The organism is Draconibacterium sp. IB214405, assembly GCF_033963885.1.
Classification (GTDB): domain Bacteria; phylum Bacteroidota; class Bacteroidia; order Bacteroidales; family Prolixibacteraceae; genus Draconibacterium.
In genome coordinates, this window is the sequence record NZ_JAXBMA010000001.1 from 162172 (window position 1) to 185485 (window position 23314).

General features: G+C 41.9%; 16 protein-coding genes. 10 read left to right on the plus strand and 6 right to left on the minus strand.

All coding sequences use genetic code 11. The features are described 5' to 3' along the window. Window positions 1–199 precede the first annotated feature (199 nt). The 4 genes from SLH46_RS00490 (at window position 200) to SLH46_RS00505 (ending at window position 8289) form a co-directional block, all read left to right on the plus strand. Window positions 200–3379 (plus strand): glycoside hydrolase family 2 TIM barrel-domain containing protein, encoded by a 3180-nt coding sequence (locus tag SLH46_RS00490; protein ID WP_320279169.1) that lies wholly within the window; start codon window positions 200–202, stop codon window positions 3377–3379. A gap of 100 nt (window positions 3380–3479) precedes the next feature. Further along, a complete protein-coding gene (locus tag SLH46_RS00495) occupies window positions 3480–4169 on the plus strand; it encodes a lycopene cyclase domain-containing protein (RefSeq protein WP_320279170.1) in 690 nt (229 codons plus the stop codon). A gap of 11 nt (window positions 4170–4180) precedes the next feature. Further along, entirely contained in the window at window positions 4181–5422 is a 1242-nt protein-coding gene (locus SLH46_RS00500; RefSeq protein ID WP_320279171.1) for a 3-deoxy-D-manno-octulosonic acid transferase, read from the plus strand. Window positions 5423–5736: 314 nt separating this feature from the next. Continuing rightward, window positions 5737–8289, plus strand: coding sequence for an adenosylcobalamin-dependent ribonucleoside-diphosphate reductase (locus SLH46_RS00505; RefSeq protein WP_320279172.1), 2553 nt, complete (start codon window positions 5737–5739; stop codon window positions 8287–8289). Between the two features lie 111 nt (window positions 8290–8400). On the opposite strand, the gene gcvH is transcribed toward SLH46_RS00505, so the two are convergent. Next, window positions 8401–8781, minus strand: a complete 381-nt coding sequence (gcvH, locus tag SLH46_RS00510) for a glycine cleavage system protein GcvH (RefSeq protein ID WP_320279173.1) — start codon at window positions 8779–8781, stop codon at window positions 8401–8403. 245 nt (window positions 8782–9026) lie between these two features. Here gcvH and tsaE point away from each other — a divergent pair, with 245 nt between their 5' ends. The 4 genes from tsaE (at window position 9027) to SLH46_RS00530 (ending at window position 12383) form a co-directional block, all read left to right on the plus strand. After that, entirely contained in the window at window positions 9027–9452 is a 426-nt protein-coding gene (gene tsaE, locus SLH46_RS00515) for a tRNA (adenosine(37)-N6)-threonylcarbamoyltransferase complex ATPase subunit type 1 TsaE (protein WP_320279174.1), read from the plus strand. 116 nt (window positions 9453–9568) lie between these two features. Continuing rightward, entirely contained in the window at window positions 9569–10780 is a 1212-nt protein-coding gene (locus tag SLH46_RS00520) for an alanine dehydrogenase (protein WP_320279175.1), read from the plus strand. 17 nt (window positions 10781–10797) lie between these two features. After that, window positions 10798–11646: a LytTR family DNA-binding domain-containing protein gene (locus tag SLH46_RS00525; protein ID WP_320279176.1), complete on the plus strand. Its 849-nt coding sequence runs from the start codon at window positions 10798–10800 to the stop codon at window positions 11644–11646. 224 nt (window positions 11647–11870) lie between these two features. Next, window positions 11871–12383 carry a hypothetical protein gene (locus SLH46_RS00530; RefSeq protein ID WP_320279177.1) on the plus strand — a complete coding sequence of 171 codons (513 nt, stop codon included), beginning with the start codon at window positions 11871–11873 and terminating at the stop codon, window positions 12381–12383. On the opposite strand, the gene pulA is transcribed toward SLH46_RS00530, so the two are convergent. The 3 genes from pulA to SLH46_RS00545 all read right to left on the minus strand — a co-directional run bounded on the left by pulA (window position 12365) and on the right by SLH46_RS00545 (window position 16343). Further along, on the minus strand, window positions 12365–14311 hold the full coding sequence (gene pulA / locus SLH46_RS00535; RefSeq protein WP_320279178.1) for a type I pullulanase: 1947 nt from the start codon (window positions 14309–14311) through the stop codon (window positions 12365–12367). The genes SLH46_RS00530 and pulA overlap by 19 nt on opposite strands. Beyond that, window positions 14311–14859: a hypothetical protein gene (locus SLH46_RS00540; protein ID WP_320279179.1), complete on the minus strand. Its 549-nt coding sequence runs from the start codon at window positions 14857–14859 to the stop codon at window positions 14311–14313. The genes pulA and SLH46_RS00540 overlap by 1 nt, the downstream gene beginning before the upstream one ends. Window positions 14860–14972: 113 nt before the next feature. Continuing rightward, window positions 14973–16343 carry an aminopeptidase P family protein gene (locus tag SLH46_RS00545; RefSeq protein ID WP_320279180.1) on the minus strand — a complete coding sequence of 457 codons (1371 nt, stop codon included), beginning with the start codon at window positions 16341–16343 and terminating at the stop codon, window positions 14973–14975. Window positions 16344–16530: 187 nt separating this feature from the next. Here SLH46_RS00545 and SLH46_RS00550 point away from each other — a divergent pair, with 187 nt between their 5' ends. Together SLH46_RS00550 and SLH46_RS00555 are read left to right on the plus strand one after the other, a co-directional pair. Next, window positions 16531–18768, plus strand: coding sequence for a GH92 family glycosyl hydrolase (locus SLH46_RS00550; protein ID WP_320279181.1), 2238 nt, complete (start codon window positions 16531–16533; stop codon window positions 18766–18768). 51 nt (window positions 18769–18819) lie between these two features. Further along, window positions 18820–19440 (plus strand): hypothetical protein, encoded by a 621-nt coding sequence (locus SLH46_RS00555; protein ID WP_320279182.1) that lies wholly within the window; start codon window positions 18820–18822, stop codon window positions 19438–19440. Window positions 19441–19668: 228 nt separating this feature from the next. Here SLH46_RS00555 and SLH46_RS00560 read toward each other — a convergent pair whose 3' ends face one another. Beyond that, the gene (locus SLH46_RS00560; protein ID WP_320279183.1) at window positions 19669–21291 is read right to left on the minus strand and encodes a M1 family metallopeptidase; all 1623 of its coding nucleotides are present in this window, start codon (window positions 21289–21291) and stop codon (window positions 19669–19671) included. A gap of 46 nt (window positions 21292–21337) precedes the next feature. Next, window positions 21338–23191 (minus strand): Xaa-Pro dipeptidyl-peptidase, encoded by a 1854-nt coding sequence (locus tag SLH46_RS00565; RefSeq protein WP_320279184.1) that lies wholly within the window; start codon window positions 23189–23191, stop codon window positions 21338–21340. Window positions 23192–23314: the final 123 nt, after the last annotated feature.

The window sequence follows — 23314 nt, forward strand, 5'->3', positions numbered from 1 at the left end:
CAGCTTTTTTTATTCCTCTCCTCCAACCACTTAAAATGTTAGAACATTTTCGCTTTAACCACACTCACCACCTATTTTGCTTGTTTTGTTATACATTTTTGCCCGTTTTGTTACAGCAAAATGTAGGTACAAAATTTAAATTTGCTGTCTGTTTAAATAGAAAACATATAATTCCAATATCATGATAAAAAAATCTTATTTGACACTAAAACTTTTTTCAATCGTACTGGTTGCATTGGTTTCGTGTAACAATTACACCGACTACTCCAATGTACCATTCGAGGAGCCTAATCCAAAACCATGGGAAGACCCTGAAATTTACCAGGTAAACAAAGCTGAGCCACATGCTCATTTTATTCCTTTCGCATCGGCCGAACAGACAAGTACCGAAGATAAATGGCAATCGCCACTTCTGAAATCACTAAACGGAACATGGCAATTTCACCTGGCGCAAAATCCGTCGGAACGCCCATTCTGGTTTTTCAAAAATGATTTCGATACCCGCCAATGGGACGAAATTCAGGTGCCTGCCAACTGGGAAGTAGTTGGTTTTGATTACCCGATTTACACCAACGTAAAATATCCACATGCTCAAACGCCGCCACTTATCCAAAAAGATTACAATCCTGTTGGATCGTACAAACGTACTTTCGAAGTTCCTGCAGAATGGGACGGTAGCGAAATCATCGCTCACTTTGGTGCGGTTTCGTCGAATATGAATCTTTGGGTGAACGAACAATACGTGGGGTACAGCGAAGACAGCAAAACACCTGCCGAGTTCAACATCACCAAATATTTGGTTCCCGGAGAAAATACCATGGCCGTTGAGATTTTCCGCTGGAGCGATGCTTCTTATTTGGAAGACCAGGATTTCTGGCGTTTAAGTGGTATCACCCGCGACGTTTACCTTATTTCTCGCGGCCAGCAATCTTTAAAAGATTTCCGTGTTGGTTCTACTCTTGACGATTCATATACAAATGGTCTGTTTACATTGGCTCTTGAGTTGACCAACAATGGCGAATTAACTGTTGATGCTGTACTTTCGAATAATGGAAAAGTTGTAAAAGAATTATCTGCAACTACCGACGGAACCTCAGTAAACTTTGAAGCTGAAATTCCAAACGTGAAACAATGGTCGGCTGAAATTCCAAACCTTTACGAGTTGGTAATCACCCTAAAAAATGGGGATGATGTTGTTGAAGTAATTCGTCAGGATGTTGGTTTCCGCCGTATTGAAATTAAAGATGCAACGCTTCGTGTGAACGGAAAATACGTTTACATTAAAGGTGCCAACCTGCACGAACACCACGATAAAAACGGTCACGTTCAGGACCGCGAAACAATGTTGCTCGATATAAAAACCATGAAGGAAAACAACCTGAATGCTGTTCGTACATCGCACTACCCACAACCTGAATTGTGGTACGAGCTGTGTAATAAATACGGATTGTACATTGTTGACGAAGCAAATATCGAATCGCACGGAATGGGTTACGGACCAGAATCGTTGGCCAAAAACGAAGATTGGAAAGCGGCTCATTTATACCGCACGAAAAATATGTTCGAACGCGACAAAAACCAACCATGTGTGGTAATCTGGAGTTTGGGTAACGAAGCCGGAAACGGTGTAAACTTCATGGCAACATACGAATACCTGAAGGGAGTAGACAACACACGCCCGGTACAATACGAGCAGGCACACGGTGGCGAGAACACCGATATCAACTGCCCGATGTACATGCGCATGGATGGTATGGAACGTTTTGCGAAAGAAAAAGCCGACAAACCACTTATCCAGTGCGAATATGCGCATGCCATGGGTAACAGCGTTGGAAACCTGCAGGATTACTGGGATTTGATTGAGAAATACGACGTACTGCAAGGTGGATTTATCTGGGACTGGGTTGACCAGGGCTTGTGGACCACGAACGATGCAGGAGAAGGATTCTGGGCTTACGGCGGCGACTTTGGTCCCGATACCGTTCCTTCGGATGGAAACTTCTGCAACAACGGTTTGGTTGATCCCGACCGTGCTGTAAAACCACACCTACTTGAGGTTAAGAAAGTTTACCAGCACATTGGTTTCGATGCGGTTGATTTGAAAAAAGGAATTATCTCGATCGAGAACAAATATGTATTTATGAATCTGTCGGCTTTCGACTTTGTTTGGAAAGTTACTGCCGACGGAAAAGTAGTTGACAGCGGCGACCTCGGAAGCATCGATTTAGCTCCGGGCGAAAGCAAAAAAGTTACTATTGATTTTGATGTAAAACCGGAAGCCGGTGTTGAATATTTCCTGAACGTTCATGCGAAACTAAAAGAAAACTGGAGCCTTGTTGAAGCCGGGTGGATCTTAGCCGAAGAGCAATTTGAAATTCCATTTGTAGTTCCAATGACTCTGGAATACAAAATGCCTCAAATGCCTGACGTAACAGTGGAGGAAACAGCAGAAACAGCAAATGTATCGGGAGAAGGATTCACCGTAACTTTCGATAAGAAAGCCGGTATCATTTCAAGCCTTAAAAAAGGAGATACAGAAATGTTGATCAGCGGTCCGGTTCCGAATTTCTGGCGTGCACCAATCGACAACGACTTTGGCAACGACCTGTACAACCGAAGCCGTGTTTGGCGTAAAGCCGGTGAAAACCGCAAAGTAGCAGATGTTGCAGTAAAAGCCTTAAGCAAAAATACGGTTGAAGTAGTTTTCGATTTTAACCTTGTAAACGATGAAGAAGCGCAGATTGCAACCTACAAATCAATTTACACGGTTTACGGATCGGGAGATATTGTGGTTGAAAACAACTTTAAAATGACTGCCGACGAACTGCCGGAAATTGTGCGCATGGGTATGAACCTTGTAATGCCACGCAATTTCGACCAAATGAGCTGGTTCGGCCGCGGTCCACAGGAATCGTACTGGGACAGAAAAACCGGAGCATTTGTAGGCTTATACAATGGTAGTGTTGCCGATCAGTACTGGGCATATCTTCGTCCGCAGGAAAACGGAAACAAAACCGATGTTCGCTGGGTAACCATCACCGACAATGCCGGAAACGGTCTGTTGTTCTCGGGAATGCCATTGTTGGAAGTTAGCGCACACCACAACATTATGGAAGACTTCGAAAGTGTTGAGCGTACCGATGGGCGACAGGTTCCGGGTGTTGAAGTGATCAACCGACACATTAACGATGTTAAACCACGCGACCTGACTTCGGTTAACATCGATTACAAACAAATGGGTGTTGGTGGCGACGACAGCTGGGGCGCATGGACACACGACCAGTATCGCCTTACCAAAAAGGAATACAGCTATGCATTTAAAATGAGTTTTATTTCACCTGAAGAAGATCCGGCTAAAAAGGCCAGAGCAAAATACTAAACAGGAACCTAAAAGTTCTGATAAAAGGCGCAGCGACAAAATGGTCGTTGCGCCTTTATTTTTACAACAAATCCAATACCTTTGCTCAAAATTCGAAAAAATGGAGATTCAAAACCTGTCGTACCTGTTGTTATTACTGATCTACCTGGTAATTCCGGTAGTACTCAGCTTTCAAAAAAAGGTGCGGTTTGTTTTCAGGCTGAAGTACATTTTGCCGGCTGTAATTTTTGCCGGGGCCATTTTTGTGATGTGGGACATCCGGTTCTTACAAATGGGCATCTGGAGTTTTAATCCCGATTATCTTTCCGGAATTGAGCTGCTTCGCTTACCCGTTGAAGAGTGGCTGTCATTTTTAATTATTCCACTGTCATCAATTTACATTTACGAATGGCTAAAAGTGCGTTTTGAAGACTTCGAAAAGCCCAACATTTTTCTAATTGTCAGCTTGGTACTTCTGGTTACCACAGGAGTTTTAGCCTATGTTTTCCGCGCACGAATGTTTAGCTTTTTTACTTTCTTTCTGTCGGCAATCTACCTGGGTTACACCGTTTTTCGTAACCGTTTCAAAAAATATTACACCAAGTTTTACCTAGCGCTATTAATTTCACTGATACCGTTTTTGGTTGTCTCGGCAATTTTAAATTCGCTGCCTGCGATTATTTACGATTCAACACACGTAATTGGAATTACCCTCACCGGTGTTCCTGTTGAAAAAATTGGCTACCTGTTTTTATTGCTACTCATAAACATTACGATTTACGAGTATTTAAACAATCGCCGGCATTATTAATTCTGAAAACGATGAGCTTACTATACAACCTTGGCATTTTGTTTTACGGACTTTTTATCCGTGTTGCGGCTTTGTTTAACGAGAAGGCAAAACTGTTTGTTGCCGGGCGCAAAAACTGGAAGCAAAAGCTGGAATCGGCTGTTGACAAAAATGCTTCGTACATTTGGCTTCACTGTGCATCGCTGGGCGAGTTTGAGCAAGGACGTCCGGTGCTGGAAGAAATAAAAAAGCGACACCCGAAATACAAGCTCATCCTTACATTCTTTTCGCCGTCAGGTTACGAGATCCGGAAAAATTACGAAGGAGCCGATATTGTTGCCTACTTACCGATGGACACGAAAAAGAATGCGAAAGACTTTATTAAGCTCGTTCAGCCCGAAAAAGTATTCTTTGTGAAATACGAATTCTGGTACAATTACATTACAGAACTCAAAAGGCAACAAATTCCGCTGTATATCATCTCGGCAATTTTCCGTGAAAACCAGCAGTTTTTTAAATCAACTCCCTGGGGAAAGTGGTACCGAAAAATGCTTCACAGTTTCGAGCACATTTTTATTCAGAACGAAAATTCGGCCCAACTACTCGAAAAGGCTGGCATCACACATTTCACTGTTTCGGGCGATACGCGCTTCGATCGGGTGGCTGAAATTGCACGCGGTGCAAAAAAGTTCAACATTGTGGAAAAGTTCAGAGGCAATAATGTAACCCTGATTGCAGGTAGCACCTGGAAGCCCGATGAGGAGCTGCTTGCAGCGTTTATTAACAACTCTAACAATGTGAAGTTCATAATCGCTCCGCACGAGGTTGCACCGGCGAATATCAACAGAATTCAGGAATTGTTGAAAAAACCGGCCATTTGTTTCAGCAAAGCAGAAATTTCTAACATCGACAGTTACGATGTGTTAATAATTGACTCCATCGGTATCTTATCATCGCTCTATCAGTACGGAAACATAGCGTACATAGGCGGTGGCTTCGGTGTGGGCATTCATAATATTTTGGAAGCGGCCACTTTTAAACTGCCGGTTTTGTTCGGACCCAATTATTTAAAATTTAAAGAAGCTGTTGACCTGGTTGCCGAAAAAGGCGCCTTCCCCATCCAAAATTTCAATGAGCTGGAAGCTGCATTAAATAAGCTCCTGAACGATGAAATGAGCCTTCAAAATGCCTCCGAAATTTGTAAAAAATATATAGAAAAAAACGTGGGGTCAACAAAACTTATCATAAATAAAGTTTTTAACAATCATGCATAATTTGCACGCTTTTTGTTAGCAAAAAATCTGTCGAAAAATTGAATTTTTGCACGTAATATTCCGTTAACAAAAATCTTTCTCGTGTAACAAAAAATTTCAGTTTTGGTAAACTTTTCTTAACTATTAAATATATATCTCACTATACCTCAATCACATAACAAATTAAAGTTGATAACTTTTATTTAATTTGTCAATCAAATAATTCCAAATATTTGTTTTCTGTTTTATCTTGCGTTACACAATTTGGTTGTGCTTGTTACCTAAGAAAATCAAATATACATTCATATAACTTTTAATACACTTACAGGAAAAAAATGGCAGTAAACGAAGTATCTGTAAAAGCCCCTGCGGGCAAGAAGATTTACTCTCAGGATGAAGCAGTAAACGCCTCGCTCGAGTACTTCAAAGGAGACGATTTGGCAGCAAGAGTTTGGGTGAATAAGTATGCCCTTAAAGATTCGTTCGGAAATATTTTCGAATTGACACCGGACGACATGCACCGACGACTTGCAAAAGAAATCGCACGTATTGAAGAACGCTATGCAAACCCTTTAACCGAAGATGAAATCTACAGCGTTTTAAAAGATTTCAAATACATTGTTCCTCAGGGAGGACCAATGACCGGTATTGGAAACGACTACCAAATCGCATCGTTATCGAATTGTTTTGTTGTTGGAAACGACGGCGATTCTGATTCGTACGGTGGAATTATGAAAATTGACCAGGAACAGGTACAATTGATGAAACGCCGCGGCGGAGTTGGACACGACCTTTCGCATATTCGCCCAAAAGGTTCTCCGGTGAAAAACTCGGCACTAACATCAACAGGTATTGTTCCGTTTATGGAACGTTATTCTAACTCAACACGCGAAGTTGCCCAGGATGGACGCCGTGGCGCACTTATGCTTTCAGTATCGATTAAACACCCGGATTCGGAAAGTTTTATCGATGCAAAAATGGAGCAGGGAAAAGTTACCGGTGCTAACGTATCAGTAAAAATACAGGACGATTTTATGAAAGCTGTTGAAGCCGGAACCAGCTACGAGCAACAGTATCCTGTTACCGGCGAAGCTCAGTACACTAAAGAAACCAACGCAACCAACCTTTGGAAAAAGATTGTAAAAAATGCCTGGCAATCGGCTGAACCTGGAATCCTTTTCTGGGATACCATCATTAACGAATCGGTGCCTGATTGTTATGCAGATTTGGGTTACCGCACTGTGTCAACTAATCCTTGTGGTGAAATTCCATTGTGTCCGTACGATAGCTGCCGCCTTTTAGCCATTAATCTTTATTCGTACGTACAAAATCCATTCACCAAAGAAGCCAAGTTCAACTTCGAGCTGTTCAAAGAACACATCCACTATGCACAGCGAATCATGGACGATATTATCGATCTTGAACTGGAAAAAATTGATGCCATTTTAGAAAAAGTTGATGCCGACCCTGAAGGAGAAGAAATAAAATTCACAGAGAAAAATCTATGGCAAAGTATTCGTCGTAAAGCAAAAGAAGGCCGCCGTACCGGAATTGGTATAACTGCCGAAGGCGATATGCTTGCAGCACTGGGCTTGCGCTACGGAAGCGATAATGCTACAGATTTTTCGGAAGAAATACACAAAACAATTGCCGTTGAAGCTTACCGCTCATCAGTACACCTGGCAAAAGATCGTGGAGCATTTACCATTTATGATGCTGCGCGTGAAAAGAACAACCCGCTGATCAACCGTATAAAAGATACCGATTCGGCTTTGTACGAAAAAATGGAAAAATATGGCCGTAGAAATATTGCCTTGTTAACCATTGCTCCAACCGGAACTACCAGTTTGATGACGCAAACTACTTCAGGTATTGAGCCTGTGTTTATGCCGGTTTACAAACGTCGTAGAAAAGTAAATCCAAACGATAAAAACGTTCGTGTTGACTTTATCGACGAGGTGGGCGATCACTGGGAAGAGTACACCGTTTTCCACCACCATTTTAAAACATGGATGAAAGCCAATGGTTACGACACTACCCGTGAGTACAGCTCTGAAGAACTGGAAAAAATGGTAGTTGAGTCGCCATACTACAAAGCTACATCAAACGATGTTGACTGGCTGAACAAAGTGCGCATGCAGGGACGTATTCAGAAATGGGTAGACCACTCAATCTCTGTAACCATTAACCTTCCTGCCGATGTAAAAGAAGAATTGGTAGGCGACCTGTATTTCGAAGCTTGGAAAAGCGGTTGTAAAGGTGTTACTGTATATCGCGACGGATCACGTTCAGGCGTATTGATCTCTAACGACGATAACAAAAAGAAAGAAAACAAAGGAGCTTTCCCAACAAAACGTCCTGAGAAATTGGAGGCCGACGTTGTACGTTTCCAAAATAACAAGGAAAAATGGATTGCCTTTATCGGTTTAATGGATGGAAAACCTTACGAAATCTTCACCGGTTTACACGACGATGAAGACGGAATTCTGTTGCCACGCTCAGTAACCAAAGGTTACATTATTAAAAGCTGGGAAGACGAAGATTCTCGTTACGATTTCCAATACATGAACAAACGTGGCTACAAAACCACTATCGAAGGTCTTTCGCACAAATTCAATCCTGTATACTGGAACTACGCAAAACTGATTTCGGGAACATTGCGCCACGGTATGCCAATTCATAAAATTGTTGAACTGGTAACCAGCTTGCAGTTGGATAACGAAACAATTAACTCGTGGAAAGCAGGTGTTGCACGTGCATTGAAAAAGTACATTCCGGACGGAACAATTGCTGACGATGCAAAATGCGGCGAATGTGGATCAGACGAGGTAGTATACCAGGAAGGATGTTTGACTTGCCTTTCTTGCGGCTGCTCAAAATGTGGATAACAATAAGTATCAACATACAAAAACCGGGATCTTTTAGATTCCGGTTTTTTTGTGCGATAAAAAATGCCCCACCGAAAAACGATGAGGCATTTTATATCTGCTGTAAAAATCTTAAGCTTCAATCATAGCTTTATAAGCATCAGCATCCATCAGATCTTCCAACTCTGCTGCATCGCTCATATTAATTTTAATCATCCAGCCTTTCCCATAAGGATCTTTGTTTACCAGTTCCGGATCGTCAGCCAGGTCTTCGTTAAACTCAGCAACTTCGCCACCAACAGGCATAAACAGGTCAGAAACGGTTTTTACTGCTTCAACTGTACCAAAAGTTTCACCTTTATCAAGTGTTTCACCTTCAGTTTCAATTTCAACAAATACAACGTCGCCCAATTCGCCTTGTGCAAAATCGGTAACACCTACAATAGCAACATCTCCGTCAACGCGAACCCACTCGTGGTCTTGCGTATATTTCAAATCAGCTGGAATATTCATATTATTCGTTTTTAATGTTTTATAAGATCAATCCTAAAACGCGACTTTAAAATTTGTTTGTTCCATACATCCTAAAAGTCTGTTTCGTCCTTTAACGTTATTTTGATTTTTGCCAAAATTAAAACATTTTGCTGAATTACATAACTGTTACGACCACGCATTTCCCTGATTTTTATCTCATTTTACCACGGATAGCCCAAAATATGTAGTGCTTTTTGTAATATTGTAAAAATTGTTGGGAGCATATGTATTCAAAAAAGATCATTTCACTTGACGATCTGGAGTTTGCAGCAAAAGAGCTTATTGCTGAATTTAAAAACGACCGGGTTTTTGCTTTTTACGGCAAAATGGGAGCAGGCAAAACCACTTTTATTCAGGCAATTTGCAGGGAACTGGGATCGGAGGATAATGTTACCAGCCCAACTTTTGCGCTGATAAATGAATACAATACCGATGATCTTGACTCCATATTTCATTTCGATTTTTATCGGATAAAAGATATTGAAGAAGCTTACGATCTGGGCTACGAAGACTACATTTACAGTGGAAATTACTGCCTTATTGAGTGGCCGGAGATGATTGAATCGCTTTTACCCTCAAAAATGGTAGAGGTAAAAATCGAAGTTCAGGACGACGATTCACGGGTTATTTCGGCGCAGGAAATCTTATAACACTGCCCTTGCTTCGCCACAACTTCCCACTTCCGAATTAATTTTCTTTGAAAACTCCCCTTTTGCTTGTAAATTGGTGCTGTTGAATTGGCCGGTAAAATTCATAATTTGCAGCAATGGAAAAAGCAAAAGAAAAGGTATCGATACCAAAAACCATGCTTCTGCCCAAAGAAGAGATGTTGGAGGTAAAGAAGAAGGGAAAAAAGATAAAAATTGGAATTCCTTCTGATTTATCGAAAGTGGAATACCGTGTTCCATTATCTCCACAAGCTGTTGATTTACTGGTTTCGTATGGCCACGAAATTCTGATTGAGCGCGACGCAGGAAAGTCGGCGAGCTACTCGAACGAAGATTACCAAAAGGCCGGTGCCACCATTGTTGAAACAAAGAATGAAACTTTTCAGTGCGACATTATTTTGCGTATTGCACCTTTCGATTGTGATGAAATTGATGCATTACGTGGCAACCAGGTGATCATTTCTAACATGCAGATTCAGGCACATTGTAACGAATCGATTCAGAAAATGATGCAAAAAAAGGTAACCACCATTGCGTTTGAATACCTCGAAAACGAAGATGGTTTTCTTCCGTTTGTGCATCAGATGAGCCAGATTGCCGGAGTAACTTCCATTACCATTGCCAGCGAATACCTGAGTAACTCGCGCAACGGGAAAGGTGTGCTTTTTGGCGAAGTTACGGGTGTAACACCCGCCGAACTTGTGATTATTGGCACAAGTACTGCAGCAGAATATGCCGCCCGGGCAGCGCTTGGTCTTGGCATTTTTGTTAAGGTTTTCGACACTTCGGTTTACGAACTCAGCAAATTGGAAGAAAAACTTGGCCGTCGTATTTTCACCTCGGTTTTTTATCCGAAAGTTTTACGCAAAGCACTTATTTCGGCCGATGCCGTTATTGGCGCAACTTCGTTTAATACACCGCCGAAGTTTAAAGTTTCCGAAAATCTGGTAAAACAGATGAAGGAAGGATCGGTAATTATCGATTTGAACGTTAGCCAGGGAGGCTGTTTCGAAACTTCAAAATGTACAGATTTTAATAATCCAACTTACACAAAACACGGTGTTGTTCACTATTGTGTGCCAAACACTCCGGCCATGGTAGCGCGCACAGCATCCATTTCGCTCAGTAACATATTAATTCCGATTTTACTTGCTATTGGCGATAACGGTGGTGTTGACAATTATATCAAGGCATCAAAAGGTTTTAGAAAAGGTGTGTACATCTACCATGGCATTCTTACCAACTCAGATGTTGGCCGCATGTTCAACATTCCATCAAAAGATATCGACCTTTTACTGGCAGTTTTTTAATCAAGAAAGAACTTACAATGCTCAATTCGCTAAACAAAAAATATCCGTTTAACGACAACCTGAAAGTAAATACACGCTCCATCGCGGCGGTGAGTCTGGGTATTTTTTTGTTTCTGTTGTTCTTTCAGCCCTTTCAGGTTCAAAACCCCGATTTTAACAACCGCCTGATTATACTGGCAACTTTTGGAGCCATTACGCTTGTTTTGCTAAGCATATTTCGTTTGGTGATACCTTCTATTTTTATAACCGCTTTTTCGGAAGAACGCTGGACAATCTTAAAGGAGATTCTTATAGATCTTCTTTTTGTGATTTGTAACTCGGTAGCTTTTGCGTTTTTTGCACGTTATGTAGGTCGCATCCCAATGACTTTCCCAATCGTGATCAACATCGTGATCATCTCGATAACAGCTGCAGCGGTGGTGGTTGTGACTAACCAGTTTTACCTGCTGAAAAAGAAAGTACAAAAGCTGGAGATACCTTTGGAAGAAACGAATGCAAAAGAAACCATTGAAATTCCTGAAGAAATTGAATTTGAATCGGAGAACAAAAGCGAATATTTTACCCTGTTTTTGGAACAGTTGATTTTGATAAGGTCGGCAAATAATTACATCGAAATCATTTACAAACAAAACGACGAGATCAAGAAAAAGCTGATCAGAAGTACCATGAAATCCACCGAGAACTTGCTCAAAAAGTATGCGGAGATTGTTCGTTGCCACCGTTCGTGTATGGTAAATAAAAATTACATCAAAAAAGTATCGCGTGGTACCGACGGATTAACACTCAATTTATTTGATTATCCACAAGAAATACCGGTTTCAAGGCAATATGTACTTCGTTTAAAAGAATCACTTAAAACAGCCTAAAATCCCAATTCACTTTTCTATTTTCATCTTCTACTTGAATATTTTAGCCTAGAACAGTTGATATAGGCGAAATCTGGGATAACTGTCGTTAATCCCGGATAAATGACAAAAACCCCAGATTAACGCAGATAATCACTTTTACAAGTCGATAATCCCAAAAACTTTTTTTTCGAATAAAATGGTCGTTTATTTGAAAGCGTAGAAAACAGATAAGATTTAGCACCATGAATATTCTATTAATTTATCCGAAAACGGACAAACAAACTAAAGGCTTTTCAGCCTTATTTCAACAGTTCTTGAAACATGAAACGGAAGAGCCTCGGGAATTGATCGAGGTGTCGATTCAATTACCCATAACATGGGAAAGAAAGTTAGTGGACCTTAACCAGGAAAAATTAGATTCGAAGCTTTTGCAGTGGGCAGATTACATAGTTATAAAAGCCGGATTAAAACAACGGTCTTCGACATTACGATTTATTGATAAATGTAAACATGCCGGGAAAAAGATAATTGCTGAAGGCGAACTTTTTGATGCCCAGCCCAACGACTTCGAAGATGTTGATCACCTGATCCTAAATCAGACAACATTTGAACCATTTGTACGCGATGTGGAGAGCAACTCCACAAAACACATTTACAGTTCGCTTTTTATTAAGGAACCGCTTTTACGATCGGCTTATTCACTAATGGGATTTTCGGGGTATTTCTCGCGTAACATTCACACCTTCTCTGCCTGAACAAGGATCATTGCGGTTAAAGGTTCCACCAGAACTTTCTCCTCTACCAGCTCAATTCCTTCTTCGTTAATGTTGTTGGCGTTGGCTACCACGTTGTATGTACCATCAGGTAAAGGAATTTCCATTTCTTCGGTGTTACCATTAAACAACATAAATATTTTCGACCAACTGTCTCCTACTTCAGTCCCGTCGAGGCAATAAGAAACAACACCGATCTGATATTCTGCACAGAAATGCAGGTCACGTCGTATAAATTCGGCTTTAGCTAAACGAAAAGCCGGATGGTTTTTACGCAACTGAACCAAGTTCTGAAAGTACTCAAAAACATCGATATATTCATTTTTGCGGCTCCAGTCGATCTGGTTCACCGAATCAGGTGATTTATACGAATTTCCGTTTCCCCCTTTTGTTCGGCAAAAATCCACACCGGCATGCAAAAGAGGCACACCCTGAGAAGTTAAGACCAGGCCTCCCGCAAGTTTTACACGTTTGCGCAATTCCTCATCGCTGGCTTTTGGCAAACTTTGTTTCAGCTTATCCCAAAGTGTGTAATTATCGTGGCACGAAACGTAGTTAATACACTGATCAGGCTCGGCAGCCCAGGCTGAATCGACGGTATCAATATATCCGTAGTTCACTTCAGGATGATGAACTGCAGCTGTAATTCCAAACTTCACAGCTTCCTCACGCAAACCAAGACCACTAACAAAACCTTTTGATCTTTTGTCGCCATGATTTCCTTTAAGTGCATCGCGAAAATCGTCGTTAAAGCTGGCTATTCCGGGCAACTGAGAAGTATTACGTTTTACGGCACGTTTCTCCTCCGGCATCGGACTTTGATCGGCAGCCCAACCTTCGCCATACAAGAAAAGTCCCGGATCGATCTTATCAAGCGACTTCCGAATTTTTTTCATGGTTTTTAAGTCATGAATTCCCATCAGGTCAAAACGGAATCCATCGACATGAAACTCTTCAACCCAGTATTTCAAGGTATCGATAATGTATTTTCGCACCATTTCGCGTTCCGATGCCAGCTCGTTTCCACAACCTGAAGCATTCGCAAACGATCCGTCTTCTTTCTGACGATAGAAATAACCCGGAACAACCTGGTTAAATACCGATTCTTTGGCGTAGTAGGTATGATTGAAAACCACATCCATAATCACACCAATTCCATTGGCATGCAATGCTTTTACCAGAGCTTTGAACTCAGCAATCCGCTTTCTTCCGTCGTAGGCATCCGTTGCATACGAACCTTCAAGAGCGTTGTAATGCATGGGATCGTAACCCCAGTTATATTTTTCAAGTGGTTTTTCTTCGTCAACAGTTACAAAATCGTTCACCGGCAACAAATGAACATGCGTAACGCCCAACTCTTTTAAATGATCTATACCGGTTTTTACACCTTCAGGCGATCGAGCTCCTTCTTCCGTAAATCCCAGAAACTTGCCTTTGTTTTCAATCCCCGAATTTTCTGCAATGGAAAAGTCACGAACATGCGTTTCGTAAATCACCGCCTCGGTAAAATTGTTGTAACGCGGACCATTGTCGTACACCCAATCTTCCGGGTTAGTAGTATTCGGATTAAAGATCATTCCGCGCAAACCGTTCGCTCCAACACAGCGGGCATAAATTCCGGCTACCTCATCCAACCATTCACCGTCGTTAACTCTAAAAGTATAGAATTTACCTTCGTAATCGCCGCTAAGAACCGTTCCCCAAATGCCGTCCTCCTTTTTCTGCAAGTTGGTTTTATAATAGGCCTCGCCCCGTACGCCATCTTTGTACAGACGCAATTCCACCATCTGTGCAGTTGGCGACCAAATATTGATGGTTGTCTTTTCAGGCGACCAAAAAACACCCAAATCCTTACCCTTGTATCCTGGGTAAGTTGAAAAATCGATATGATTAAATTTCCAGTTGCGCATTAAAATCTAACAAGTGTTTTCCGTAAAAAAACAGCTTTATTTCCAAGCTTTTTACCTTTTACATCTTTCAGATAAATCTTTGCTTTTGGAAATTTTTTCAACGATTTATCGTGTGAGTAAAAGCGATTCAGATCAATTTTTAGCTGATGTGTTTTCCCGCTTTCAAGGTACAATGGATAAAAACTGTAGTTATCCATTCCTTTTATTTTGAACTTCCGTCTCAGCCAGAAATTATCGAATACTAGCAGCGGCTGATCCATATCGATCGCCGTAGAGCCATTATTTTTTACGGTAAGAATTAAATTATCCGGATAGAAATTTGCATCCTTCTCCAGTTTGATACTTAGCTTTTGAAGTTGTAAAAATGGCCGTCTCTCCTTTTTTGTTTTCTTGTTAAAAGAACGGCCGCTAACAATAAAAGCTACTGTAATTGCAGCAAGAAACAGAAATACCCACAGCAGTTTATGTCCTTCGGGGCCCACCTCGTTCTGGGCCAAGAGCCAAAGTGAATTCAATAACAAAACCGCAAGAATACTTCCCCTCTTCATTGTTGTTAATTTGGGGCAAAAGTAAAGTTTTTATTCATTTCGGATCGCTGATGCCTGCAGGTTTCATGTTAACGGCAAACATCCTTAACATGAAACCTGTAGCTATCAATCGTTTATCCTCGCAGCGCTTCTACATCTTCAACGGTTTTTGGTTTTGGTTTACCCAGCAACTGAACACCGTTTTCGGTCATTACAAAGTCTTCTTCGTTTCGGATTCCTCCAAAATTCCGGTAGCTGTCAACCTTTTCCCAGTTGATAAAATCATTGAATTTGCCTTGTCCTCGCCACAGGTCGATCAATTCAGGAATGAAGTAAATCCCGGGTTCGATGGTAAACACATGGCCCGCTCTCAACGGTTTTGCCAAACGAAGCGATTTTAACCCGAACTGCGTACTTTTTGGCTGACCATCGTAACCCACCCAAACTTCGCCAAGATCTTCCATATCGTGCACATCCATTCCCATCATGTGGCCGGTTCCGCAAGGGAAGAACAAAGCATGCGCGCCTGCATCAAATGCATCCATCGCATTTCCCTTGGTGAAACCCATCGATTTCAATCCATCAAAAATGGTGGTAGCTGCTGCAATGTGAGCGTTTTTGTATGGTTTGCCAAACTCGAGCGCACGAATGGCAGCTTCGTGTCCAGCCAGTGCAATTTCGTAAATCTCCTTTTGCTCGGGAGTAAATTTTATGCTTACAGGAAAAGTACTCGACAAGTCACCTGAGTAGCTCAGCTCGTTTTCGTAACCGGCATCAACCAAAAACAAGTCGCCCTCTTTTATGGTGTTACCATGAAAATGGTTGTGTAATGTTTGCCCGTTTTTGGTGGCAATTATCGGGAAAGCAATATTTCCACCGGCTGCCAGCGCCACTTTGTGAATTTCAGATGCTACCTGTGCCTCTGTCATTCCGGGGCGTGCAAATTTCATGGCCGCCACATGCATATCAACCGAAACGTTCACCGCCTGATGTAGCTGCTCGATCTCTTCTTTGCTTTTTATCTCGCGCTGACTGACAACTTCTTTTACCAGCTCCAGCGAGTACGTATTGGCAACATCTTTGGGTGCCACATCGATCAGTTCGAACAACTTGATCTTATTCTCCGGACGATACAGTGGTAAGAAATGTATCTTTTTACTTTTCTCCACAACCGAAGCCAATTCTTTCATCGGAAACACGGTTGATACACCACAAAGAGCAGCACGATCGGCAATGGTTGGTTGTGGCCCCATCCACACAATATCGTCGATGGTGTAATCATTTCCGAAAATTATCTCCTTATCGTTATCAATATCGATCACCGCAGCCAAACCCGGATGCTGAATTCCGAAGAAATACAAAAACGTGCTGTCTTGCCTGAAATGGTAAGTGTTATCAGCATAATTCATCGATGATTCGTCGTTTCCAAACAACAAAATCAATCCTTCCCCAACTTTCTCCTTTAGAACTTTTCTGCGTTCTATGTAAATCTCTTTCTGAAACATTTATGCAATTTTTTATGAGAACGTGAATGTAGTAAATTCTCAATTTCAGACTATGACAAATGTTCGAATTGCTTTCACATTAATTCATTCGAAACATTAAACCCAATAAATGAATCAAATCCTACGATTTCTCTTCTTTTTAAAATTTTTAAAAAGTAACTTTGCGCAAAATTTATATCAACAGAAAATGAGAGCACTAACTGTACTATTTGCCCTGACTTTGTTTCTTTCGGGCTGCGTTTCAGAGCAAAACCAAACCGAACAGGATATTTTAAACTACGTTGATCCGTTTATCGGGACAGGTTTTCACGGGCATACCTTCCCCGGAGCAACCACTCCGTTTGGTATGGTTCAACTGAGTCCGGATACGCATATTATGGGTTGGGATGCCAGCAGTGGTTACCACAACGAGGATTCAACCATTTACGGATTCAGTCACACTCACCTGAGTGGTACCGGTATTGGCGATCTTGGCGATGTACTTTTAGTCCCCTACTCTAATTCCGACGAGTTAAAACCGATCGGACTGTTTGATAAAAAAGACGAAACAGCCTCTCCCGGTTATTATAAAGTACACCTGAAAAACCTGAATGTCACCGCAGAATTAACGGCTACCAAACGTGTTGGCTTTCATAAATATTCGTTTGACAACAGCAGCGACAGAAATGTAATGCTCGACCTTGGGCACATTCTACAACCAAACTGGGGACACAGTATGAAAGAAAATACCATTCACCAGGTTGATGAGAAAACATTTGAAGGAGTTCAGCATACAAAAGGCTGGGCAGAAGATCATTTGGTGGCTTATCGAATTGAATTTTCAGAAGCTTTTAATCAGCTAAAAACATTTGTTGAAGGCGAACCGACTACTGAAACTAGTCTGACAGGAAAAGACATAAAATTACATTTCAAATTTCCGAAAAACGATAAATCACTGCTGATAAAAGTAGCTTTATCGGTGGTTGACGAAGAAGGCGCCAATAAAAATATGCAGGCGGAACTTACCGGATGGGATTTTGACAAAACCGTTGAGCAAGCTAAAACAGAATGGCGCGAAGCCCTGCAGGGAATTACTATTTCAACGGATGATGAAGAAGTAAAAACCAACTTTTATACGGCTCTTTATCACAGTATGATGTCGCCATTTACGGCACAGGATGTTGACGGCCGTTACCGCGGCATGGACAAAACCATCCGCCAGGCGCCGGAAGGATTTACCAACTACACCGTTTTTTCGTTGTGGGATACATTCCGGGCTTTTCATCCGCTCATTACCATTATCCGACCAGAAAAAGCTGGTGAATGGGCAGAAGCGCTAGTACAAAAATACCGCGAAGGCGGTCTCCTTCCGAAATGGCCACTGGCATCGAATTACACCGGAACAATGGTGGGCTACCCGGCAACATCGGTAATGGCCGACGCGCTGGCAAAAGGATTGGTGCCAAATGCCGATCTGAACGACTGGAAAGAAGCTGCCGTAAAATCAGCGACCTGGCAACCTGAATGGCTGGAGGAACATAAAGGCACGCGCGGAGCAGAAGTAATGATGAAGCATATTTATTACAAAGAAAAATATGGCTTTGTTCCTTCTGATTCAATCACTGCCTCTGTTTCGTATGGTGTTGAAATGGCTTATTACGATTGGTGCGTGGCAGAAATTGCCAAAGCCGCCGGCGACGACAAAACAGCTGATGAATTCTACAAAAAGTCGAAATACTACAAAAATTATTTTGATGCCTCAACAGGATTTATGCGTGGCAAAAACGGTGATGGCAGCTGGCGATCACCTTTTAATCCAAAATATTCCGACCACAATCATGCCGATTACACAGAAGGAAATGCATACCAGTGGAGCTATTTTGCTCCGCACGATATGGATGGAATGGTAAACTTGTTTGGCGGAAAGGATGCTTTCGAATCAAGTCTGGACAGTTTATTTACTACCAGCTCCGAGATCCTGGGTGAAAATGCATCGGCAGATATCACCGGATTGATCGGGCAGTACGCTCACGGAAACGAGCCAAGTCACCACATGGCCTATTTATACAACTACACCAATGCAAAGTGGAAAACACAAAAATACCTCGACCATGTATTGTACGATTTCTACTTGCCGGAACCTGCCGGAATAATTGGCAACGAAGACTGCGGCCAAATGTCGGCATGGTATGTATTAAACGCAATTGGTTTTTACCAGGTTTGCCCCGGCGATCCGACTTATACGATTGGACGTCCGGTTGTTTACAAAGCTTCGATTAGAGTACCGGGGGGAAGTTTTGAAATCATCGCGCACAACAATTCAAAAGAGAATAGATTCATCGAGAAAGTTTTGCTCAACGGCGAAACACTTGAAGAGCCATTCTTTTCGCACGAAGATTTGATGAAAGGTGGAAAGCTGGAATTTTTTATGACAGAAAAACATTAAGTTAAGCAACCTTTAATTGGCTTTATGCATCTGTTAATTAAACAAAAGACAATGAAAGCTAATAATTTTTTCCTGCCAAGCCTGTTAATGCTGGCTTTTGTTTCGTGTAGCGACAGTTCTGATGACAACGAACTGGAGATGCCAGAACGTAGTTATACCAAACTTATCGAACGCAATTCGGATAATACTTTTGAAGCCGAATTGATCACTAAAGCCGAGTCGTATTATCCTTCAAGGCAAGAGGTTATTGATGCCGCAGAGTGGTCGGGAATGGAAGTGCCTGAAACAGCCTATTGGTATTATAATTCTTTTGATGGCGTGCCAATTCCTTACTGCATTACCATCGACGCCATTGATTATTATTCGGATTTAATAGACATGTATAATGCAAACCGAGAAGATGTTTTCTTTTATACTGCTGAATTTACCTATTCGGCTAATGTAGCTTTTCATGACAACTATACCTCGCCCGATAAAAATTCGATGGGCGAAGCAGTGGAGCCTCAAAGTTTTGAATCGGTTTATGTAGTCACACTCGATTTATACTGGACGGACTATTGCGGATCACTCTGTGCTATGTGGATAGAGAAACAACGAATTGTTGTGTTTAATGAATCAGGCGATTTACTGGAAGTTTTTATGGATGGAGAGATATCAGTTCCGGTTTCCTAGTGTCAAATCAAGTATAAGGTATTGGTTAAGCCGAAGTTATTTTTTTGTGTTTTGTGAAGTTAGAAAAAGTAAGCATAGCCATAGCTACGCGAGTCTTTTTATGACGAAACAAAACCGAAAAAGAACAAGGCTTGGGGCGATAGATTATGCGTGACTTGGCACCAACCAATTTGAATATAAAAAGAGCCTTACTTGACTGTAAAGATCAATGCAAGGCTCTTTTGTTTTTTATAAATCTACAACCTTAAAACTGGCGACATAAAAATCTTTATCGACTTCTACTTTGCGTACTTTTTCATCAGAGTCAAACGTTTGCCACGACTTTGATGGGTGTACCCAGTTTATTTTTCCGTTGATCTCAACTTTCAAGGGTAATTTAAAATCGTCAACACAATTTGCCCATCGGTACCGAAGCTCTCCGTCCACCAAGGCGTACTCAAAAGTTGGGATTCGTGTATCGCGCAGGTACTGATTAAAAAAGCCTTGTAAATCCAGTCCGGTATGTTCTATAATGTAGCCCTCAATTTGCTCGGCTTTAACAGTCTGGTGATAGAACTCTTCGTTTAAACCACGCAGAATACCACGCCACTTTTCATCATCGTCAACCACCTGTCTTAAAGTATGCAACATGTTTGCTCCTTTCGGGTACATATCTCCCGATCCCGGATAATTTACACCGTAAACACCAATAACAGGGCGGTCATTAAGAATACTCAGGCGACTACCGCGGATATATTGCGAACCGGCTTCTTTGCCCCAGAAATATTCCACAAACAGATTCTCAGAGTAATTGGTGAAACTTTCATGAATCCACATATCCGCCTCATCCCAGTTGGTAATGTTATTGGCAAACCATTCGTGCCCCGACTCGTGAATGATTATAAAATCGAACTTTTCTCCCCAGCCTGAACTGCTGATATCGCGACCACTATAACCATTCCTGTAACCATTTCCATAGGTTACCGAACTTTGGTGCTCCATTCCCGGATAAGGCACTTCCACCAGCTTGTATCCATCTTCGTAAAACGGATACGGGCCAAACCAGTGCTCAAATGCTTCCAGCATCATCGGTGCCTGTTTAAAATGCTCTTTTGCCTTTTCCAAATTATATTTCAACACCCAGTAATTGCAGTCTAAATCGCCTTTTTCGCCCTTAAAAACTTCGTGCCAGTGGGCATAATCTCCAATATTAATGTTTACACCGTAATTGTTTATCGGATTATTCACAAACCAGTGCGCCGTTTTAGTTCCGTCAGCATTTTGCTCCACGCTGCGCAAGCGGCCATTCGACACGTCCATTAAATGCTCCGGAAACGTAACACTTATCAGCATGCTGTCTGGCTCATCCTCTGGATGATCTTTACACGGCCACCACAAACTACCACCGTCGCCTTGGTTGGTATTTACAATAAAATCGTTGCCGTTTTCATCTTTCCTCCAGCTAATACCTCCGTCCCATGGCGGTCTTCGGCTGATTTTTGGTTTTCCTGCATATTCAACCATCAATTCGTTAACGTCATTCGGATTTTGCTGTTTTTCCAATTCTACAAACCAGGCATTTCCATCTTGTGTATAGCCGAGTTCCTTTCCGTTTTGCGTAATTCGCGAAATCTTCATCGGCGGTTGAAGATCGATCTGCATTAGCTGGTTCGACTCAACGACTTTGTATTGAATTAGATTGCTGCCGGAAATTGTGCTGTCAGCCGGATCAACTTTTACATCCAGATGGTAATAAGTAAGATCCCACCAGGCTCTTTCGGGCGTAATGCTACCGCGCAACGAATCCTGATGCGTAAAATTTGTTTTTTGTGCGCTTGCACTAAATGCCAGAACGACAAATAGTGCAGCCATAAATAAGCTATGTTTCATCTACTTACAAACTTTTCGTGAACCCTTTCTATTCAACAGCTTTCTTAAAAGCATCTACTCCACCCACAACAGGAATCTCGATGCTTGTTCCGTCAAGATCAACAGTTAATTCTGTTCCGGGTTTTGGATGAAGTGTAAAATCTTTATCGCTTGAAAAGATCATCAGTCCAATTTGTTGTCCAGCTTTAATTACCTGATCGTCGGGTTGTAATTCGAAAGTCATTTCGTAGAATTTACCCGGTTTAAGCGGCTCACTTTCTCGCAGTGATTTATAGTTCTGCAAATCAGCCCAACCACGGGTAATCAGATTATCAGTAATTTTTGGTTTGCGCCAACGTGAATTATTCCATGGTAACGAAACCAGGTAAACCGAAAGGTTAACAGCCGGCTTGCTACTGGCAGCTTTAATTGTAATCTTGGTTTTTCCCGAGATATGAACATCCTCCTTCAATTCCGGAGTTAAGTAGATTAAACGATGCTCTGTATTTTCAGCTTGTGCCAGCGCTTCACCCGAAAATGAATAGTTGTCAACCAGCGTTTCTTCTGCTTGTTTTGCCGGCTTTTCAGTAACCAATCCGCCTTTCTCAGGTGCTCCCGAAGTCAGAAAGAAAGTTACCGGTTTTGCATCCGGATTCGGATAATCGGCATAAGATGTTGGGTGATCGTGATCAGCGTCTTCGCGCACAATCCATGCCTTTGGATCGTTTTCCACACCATTTTCAATACCAAACAAATAGCGAGTAAACCAACGGTTCATCATACTAAGTGGTGGAGGTCCGCCATGACCATCCTGGTGGTAATAAATCTGACAAGGAATACCTTTCGCCTTGGCAGCTTCATAAATACGCAAACTATGCTCAGGCACCACATTCCAGTCGTTAAAACCATGCGACATTAACATTGCAGCTTTCATCGGGCCCATATCATTCAGGTAATCACGTCCGGCCCAAAAGTCGTTGTAATCGCCGGTAATCCTATCCTGGCCATTTTTCATTTCTGTATCGCGAACATGTTCTCGTGCATAAGCTCTTTTATCCAAATCACCGCTGTGAATAAAGTCAAACAGCACATCCACATCTTCACCAAGATAACCCCCCGGAGAGCGAACCAAACCATTTGAGCGGTAGTAATGATAATATGAAGTGTTGGGCGCCACCGGAATAATAGCTTCCAGACCTTCAACACCGGTTGTAGCGGCAGCCAGTGGCAGCGTTCCTTCGTACGAAGTACCGGTCATACCCACTTTGCCAGTACACCAGTATGCGTCTACCTCTTCATTTCCTCTTCGGGTTTTATATCCTTTTGCACGTCCGCAAAGCCAGTCGATAACTGCTTTTGGAGCCAGCGATTCGTTGTCGCCACCAACTGTTGGAGAGCCATCAGACAATCCTGTTCCCGGAGATGACGAATGCACCACAACAAAACCACGCGGAACCCATGTTTTTATCTGAGCCTTTGAAATAATTGGACGTTCTCCACGACGTTGAATTTCCGGCGGGTGAACATGTTGTTTTGGTTCTTCACCTATTTCCTGTTTAACATCCCAGAAAAATTCGGGATTGTTTCCGGCAACACCGGCAAAATACGGGCTCGAATTATAGATAACAGGAAGTTTTAATCCTTCGCTTTCAGTTTGTCGCGGACGAGTTACGTCAACATGCATCCGGTCTAACAGGCCATCGCCATCTGTATCGAATTCAGTTTCTACCCACAGGTCTTCACGGATCCAGTAATCCGGATCTTCAAATGCTTTTACGATTTGCGCCTCGCCATCCTTAAAAAAAGGTTTGCCCGGCTCTTGTTGTGCAGAACTATCAACATACCACAACTGAAAAACAAGTAAACAGACAACACTTAAAATCAGTTTTTTACTACTCTTCATTCTTTCAAAATTTTATTCAGCCCGCTAATTGGTGGGATAAAACATTGCCCCGGACTAATTAATTACAGTTTTTTTTATGATGTACCCTCAAAAAAAGGGGTGACACCCAATATTTTTTGAATT

Coding starts and splice junctions, on each gene's coding strand:
- SLH46_RS00495 (WP_320279170.1), top strand. CDS start 3,480: ATGGAGATTCAAAACCTGTCGTACCTGTTGTTATTACTGATCTACCTG.
- SLH46_RS00500 (WP_320279171.1), top strand. CDS start 4,181: ATGAGCTTACTATACAACCTTGGCATTTTGTTTTACGGACTTTTTATC.
- SLH46_RS00505 (WP_320279172.1), top strand. CDS start 5,737: ATGGCAGTAAACGAAGTATCTGTAAAAGCCCCTGCGGGCAAGAAGATT.
- gcvH (WP_320279173.1), bottom strand. CDS start 8,781: ATGAATATTCCAGCTGATTTGAAATATACGCAAGACCACGAGTGGGTT.
- tsaE (WP_320279174.1), top strand. CDS start 9,027: ATGTATTCAAAAAAGATCATTTCACTTGACGATCTGGAGTTTGCAGCA.
- SLH46_RS00520 (WP_320279175.1), top strand. CDS start 9,569: ATGGAAAAAGCAAAAGAAAAGGTATCGATACCAAAAACCATGCTTCTG.
- SLH46_RS00525 (WP_320279176.1), top strand. CDS start 10,798: ATGCTCAATTCGCTAAACAAAAAATATCCGTTTAACGACAACCTGAAA.
- SLH46_RS00530 (WP_320279177.1), top strand. CDS start 11,871: ATGAATATTCTATTAATTTATCCGAAAACGGACAAACAAACTAAAGGC.
- pulA (WP_320279178.1), bottom strand. CDS start 14,311: ATGCGCAACTGGAAATTTAATCATATCGATTTTTCAACTTACCCAGGA.
- SLH46_RS00540 (WP_320279179.1), bottom strand. CDS start 14,859: ATGAAGAGGGGAAGTATTCTTGCGGTTTTGTTATTGAATTCACTTTGG.
- SLH46_RS00545 (WP_320279180.1), bottom strand. CDS start 16,343: ATGTTTCAGAAAGAGATTTACATAGAACGCAGAAAAGTTCTAAAGGAG.
- SLH46_RS00550 (WP_320279181.1), top strand. CDS start 16,531: ATGAGAGCACTAACTGTACTATTTGCCCTGACTTTGTTTCTTTCGGGC.
- SLH46_RS00555 (WP_320279182.1), top strand. CDS start 18,820: ATGAAAGCTAATAATTTTTTCCTGCCAAGCCTGTTAATGCTGGCTTTT.
- SLH46_RS00560 (WP_320279183.1), bottom strand. CDS start 21,291: ATGGCTGCACTATTTGTCGTTCTGGCATTTAGTGCAAGCGCACAAAAA.
- SLH46_RS00565 (WP_320279184.1), bottom strand. CDS start 23,191: ATGAAGAGTAGTAAAAAACTGATTTTAAGTGTTGTCTGTTTACTTGTT.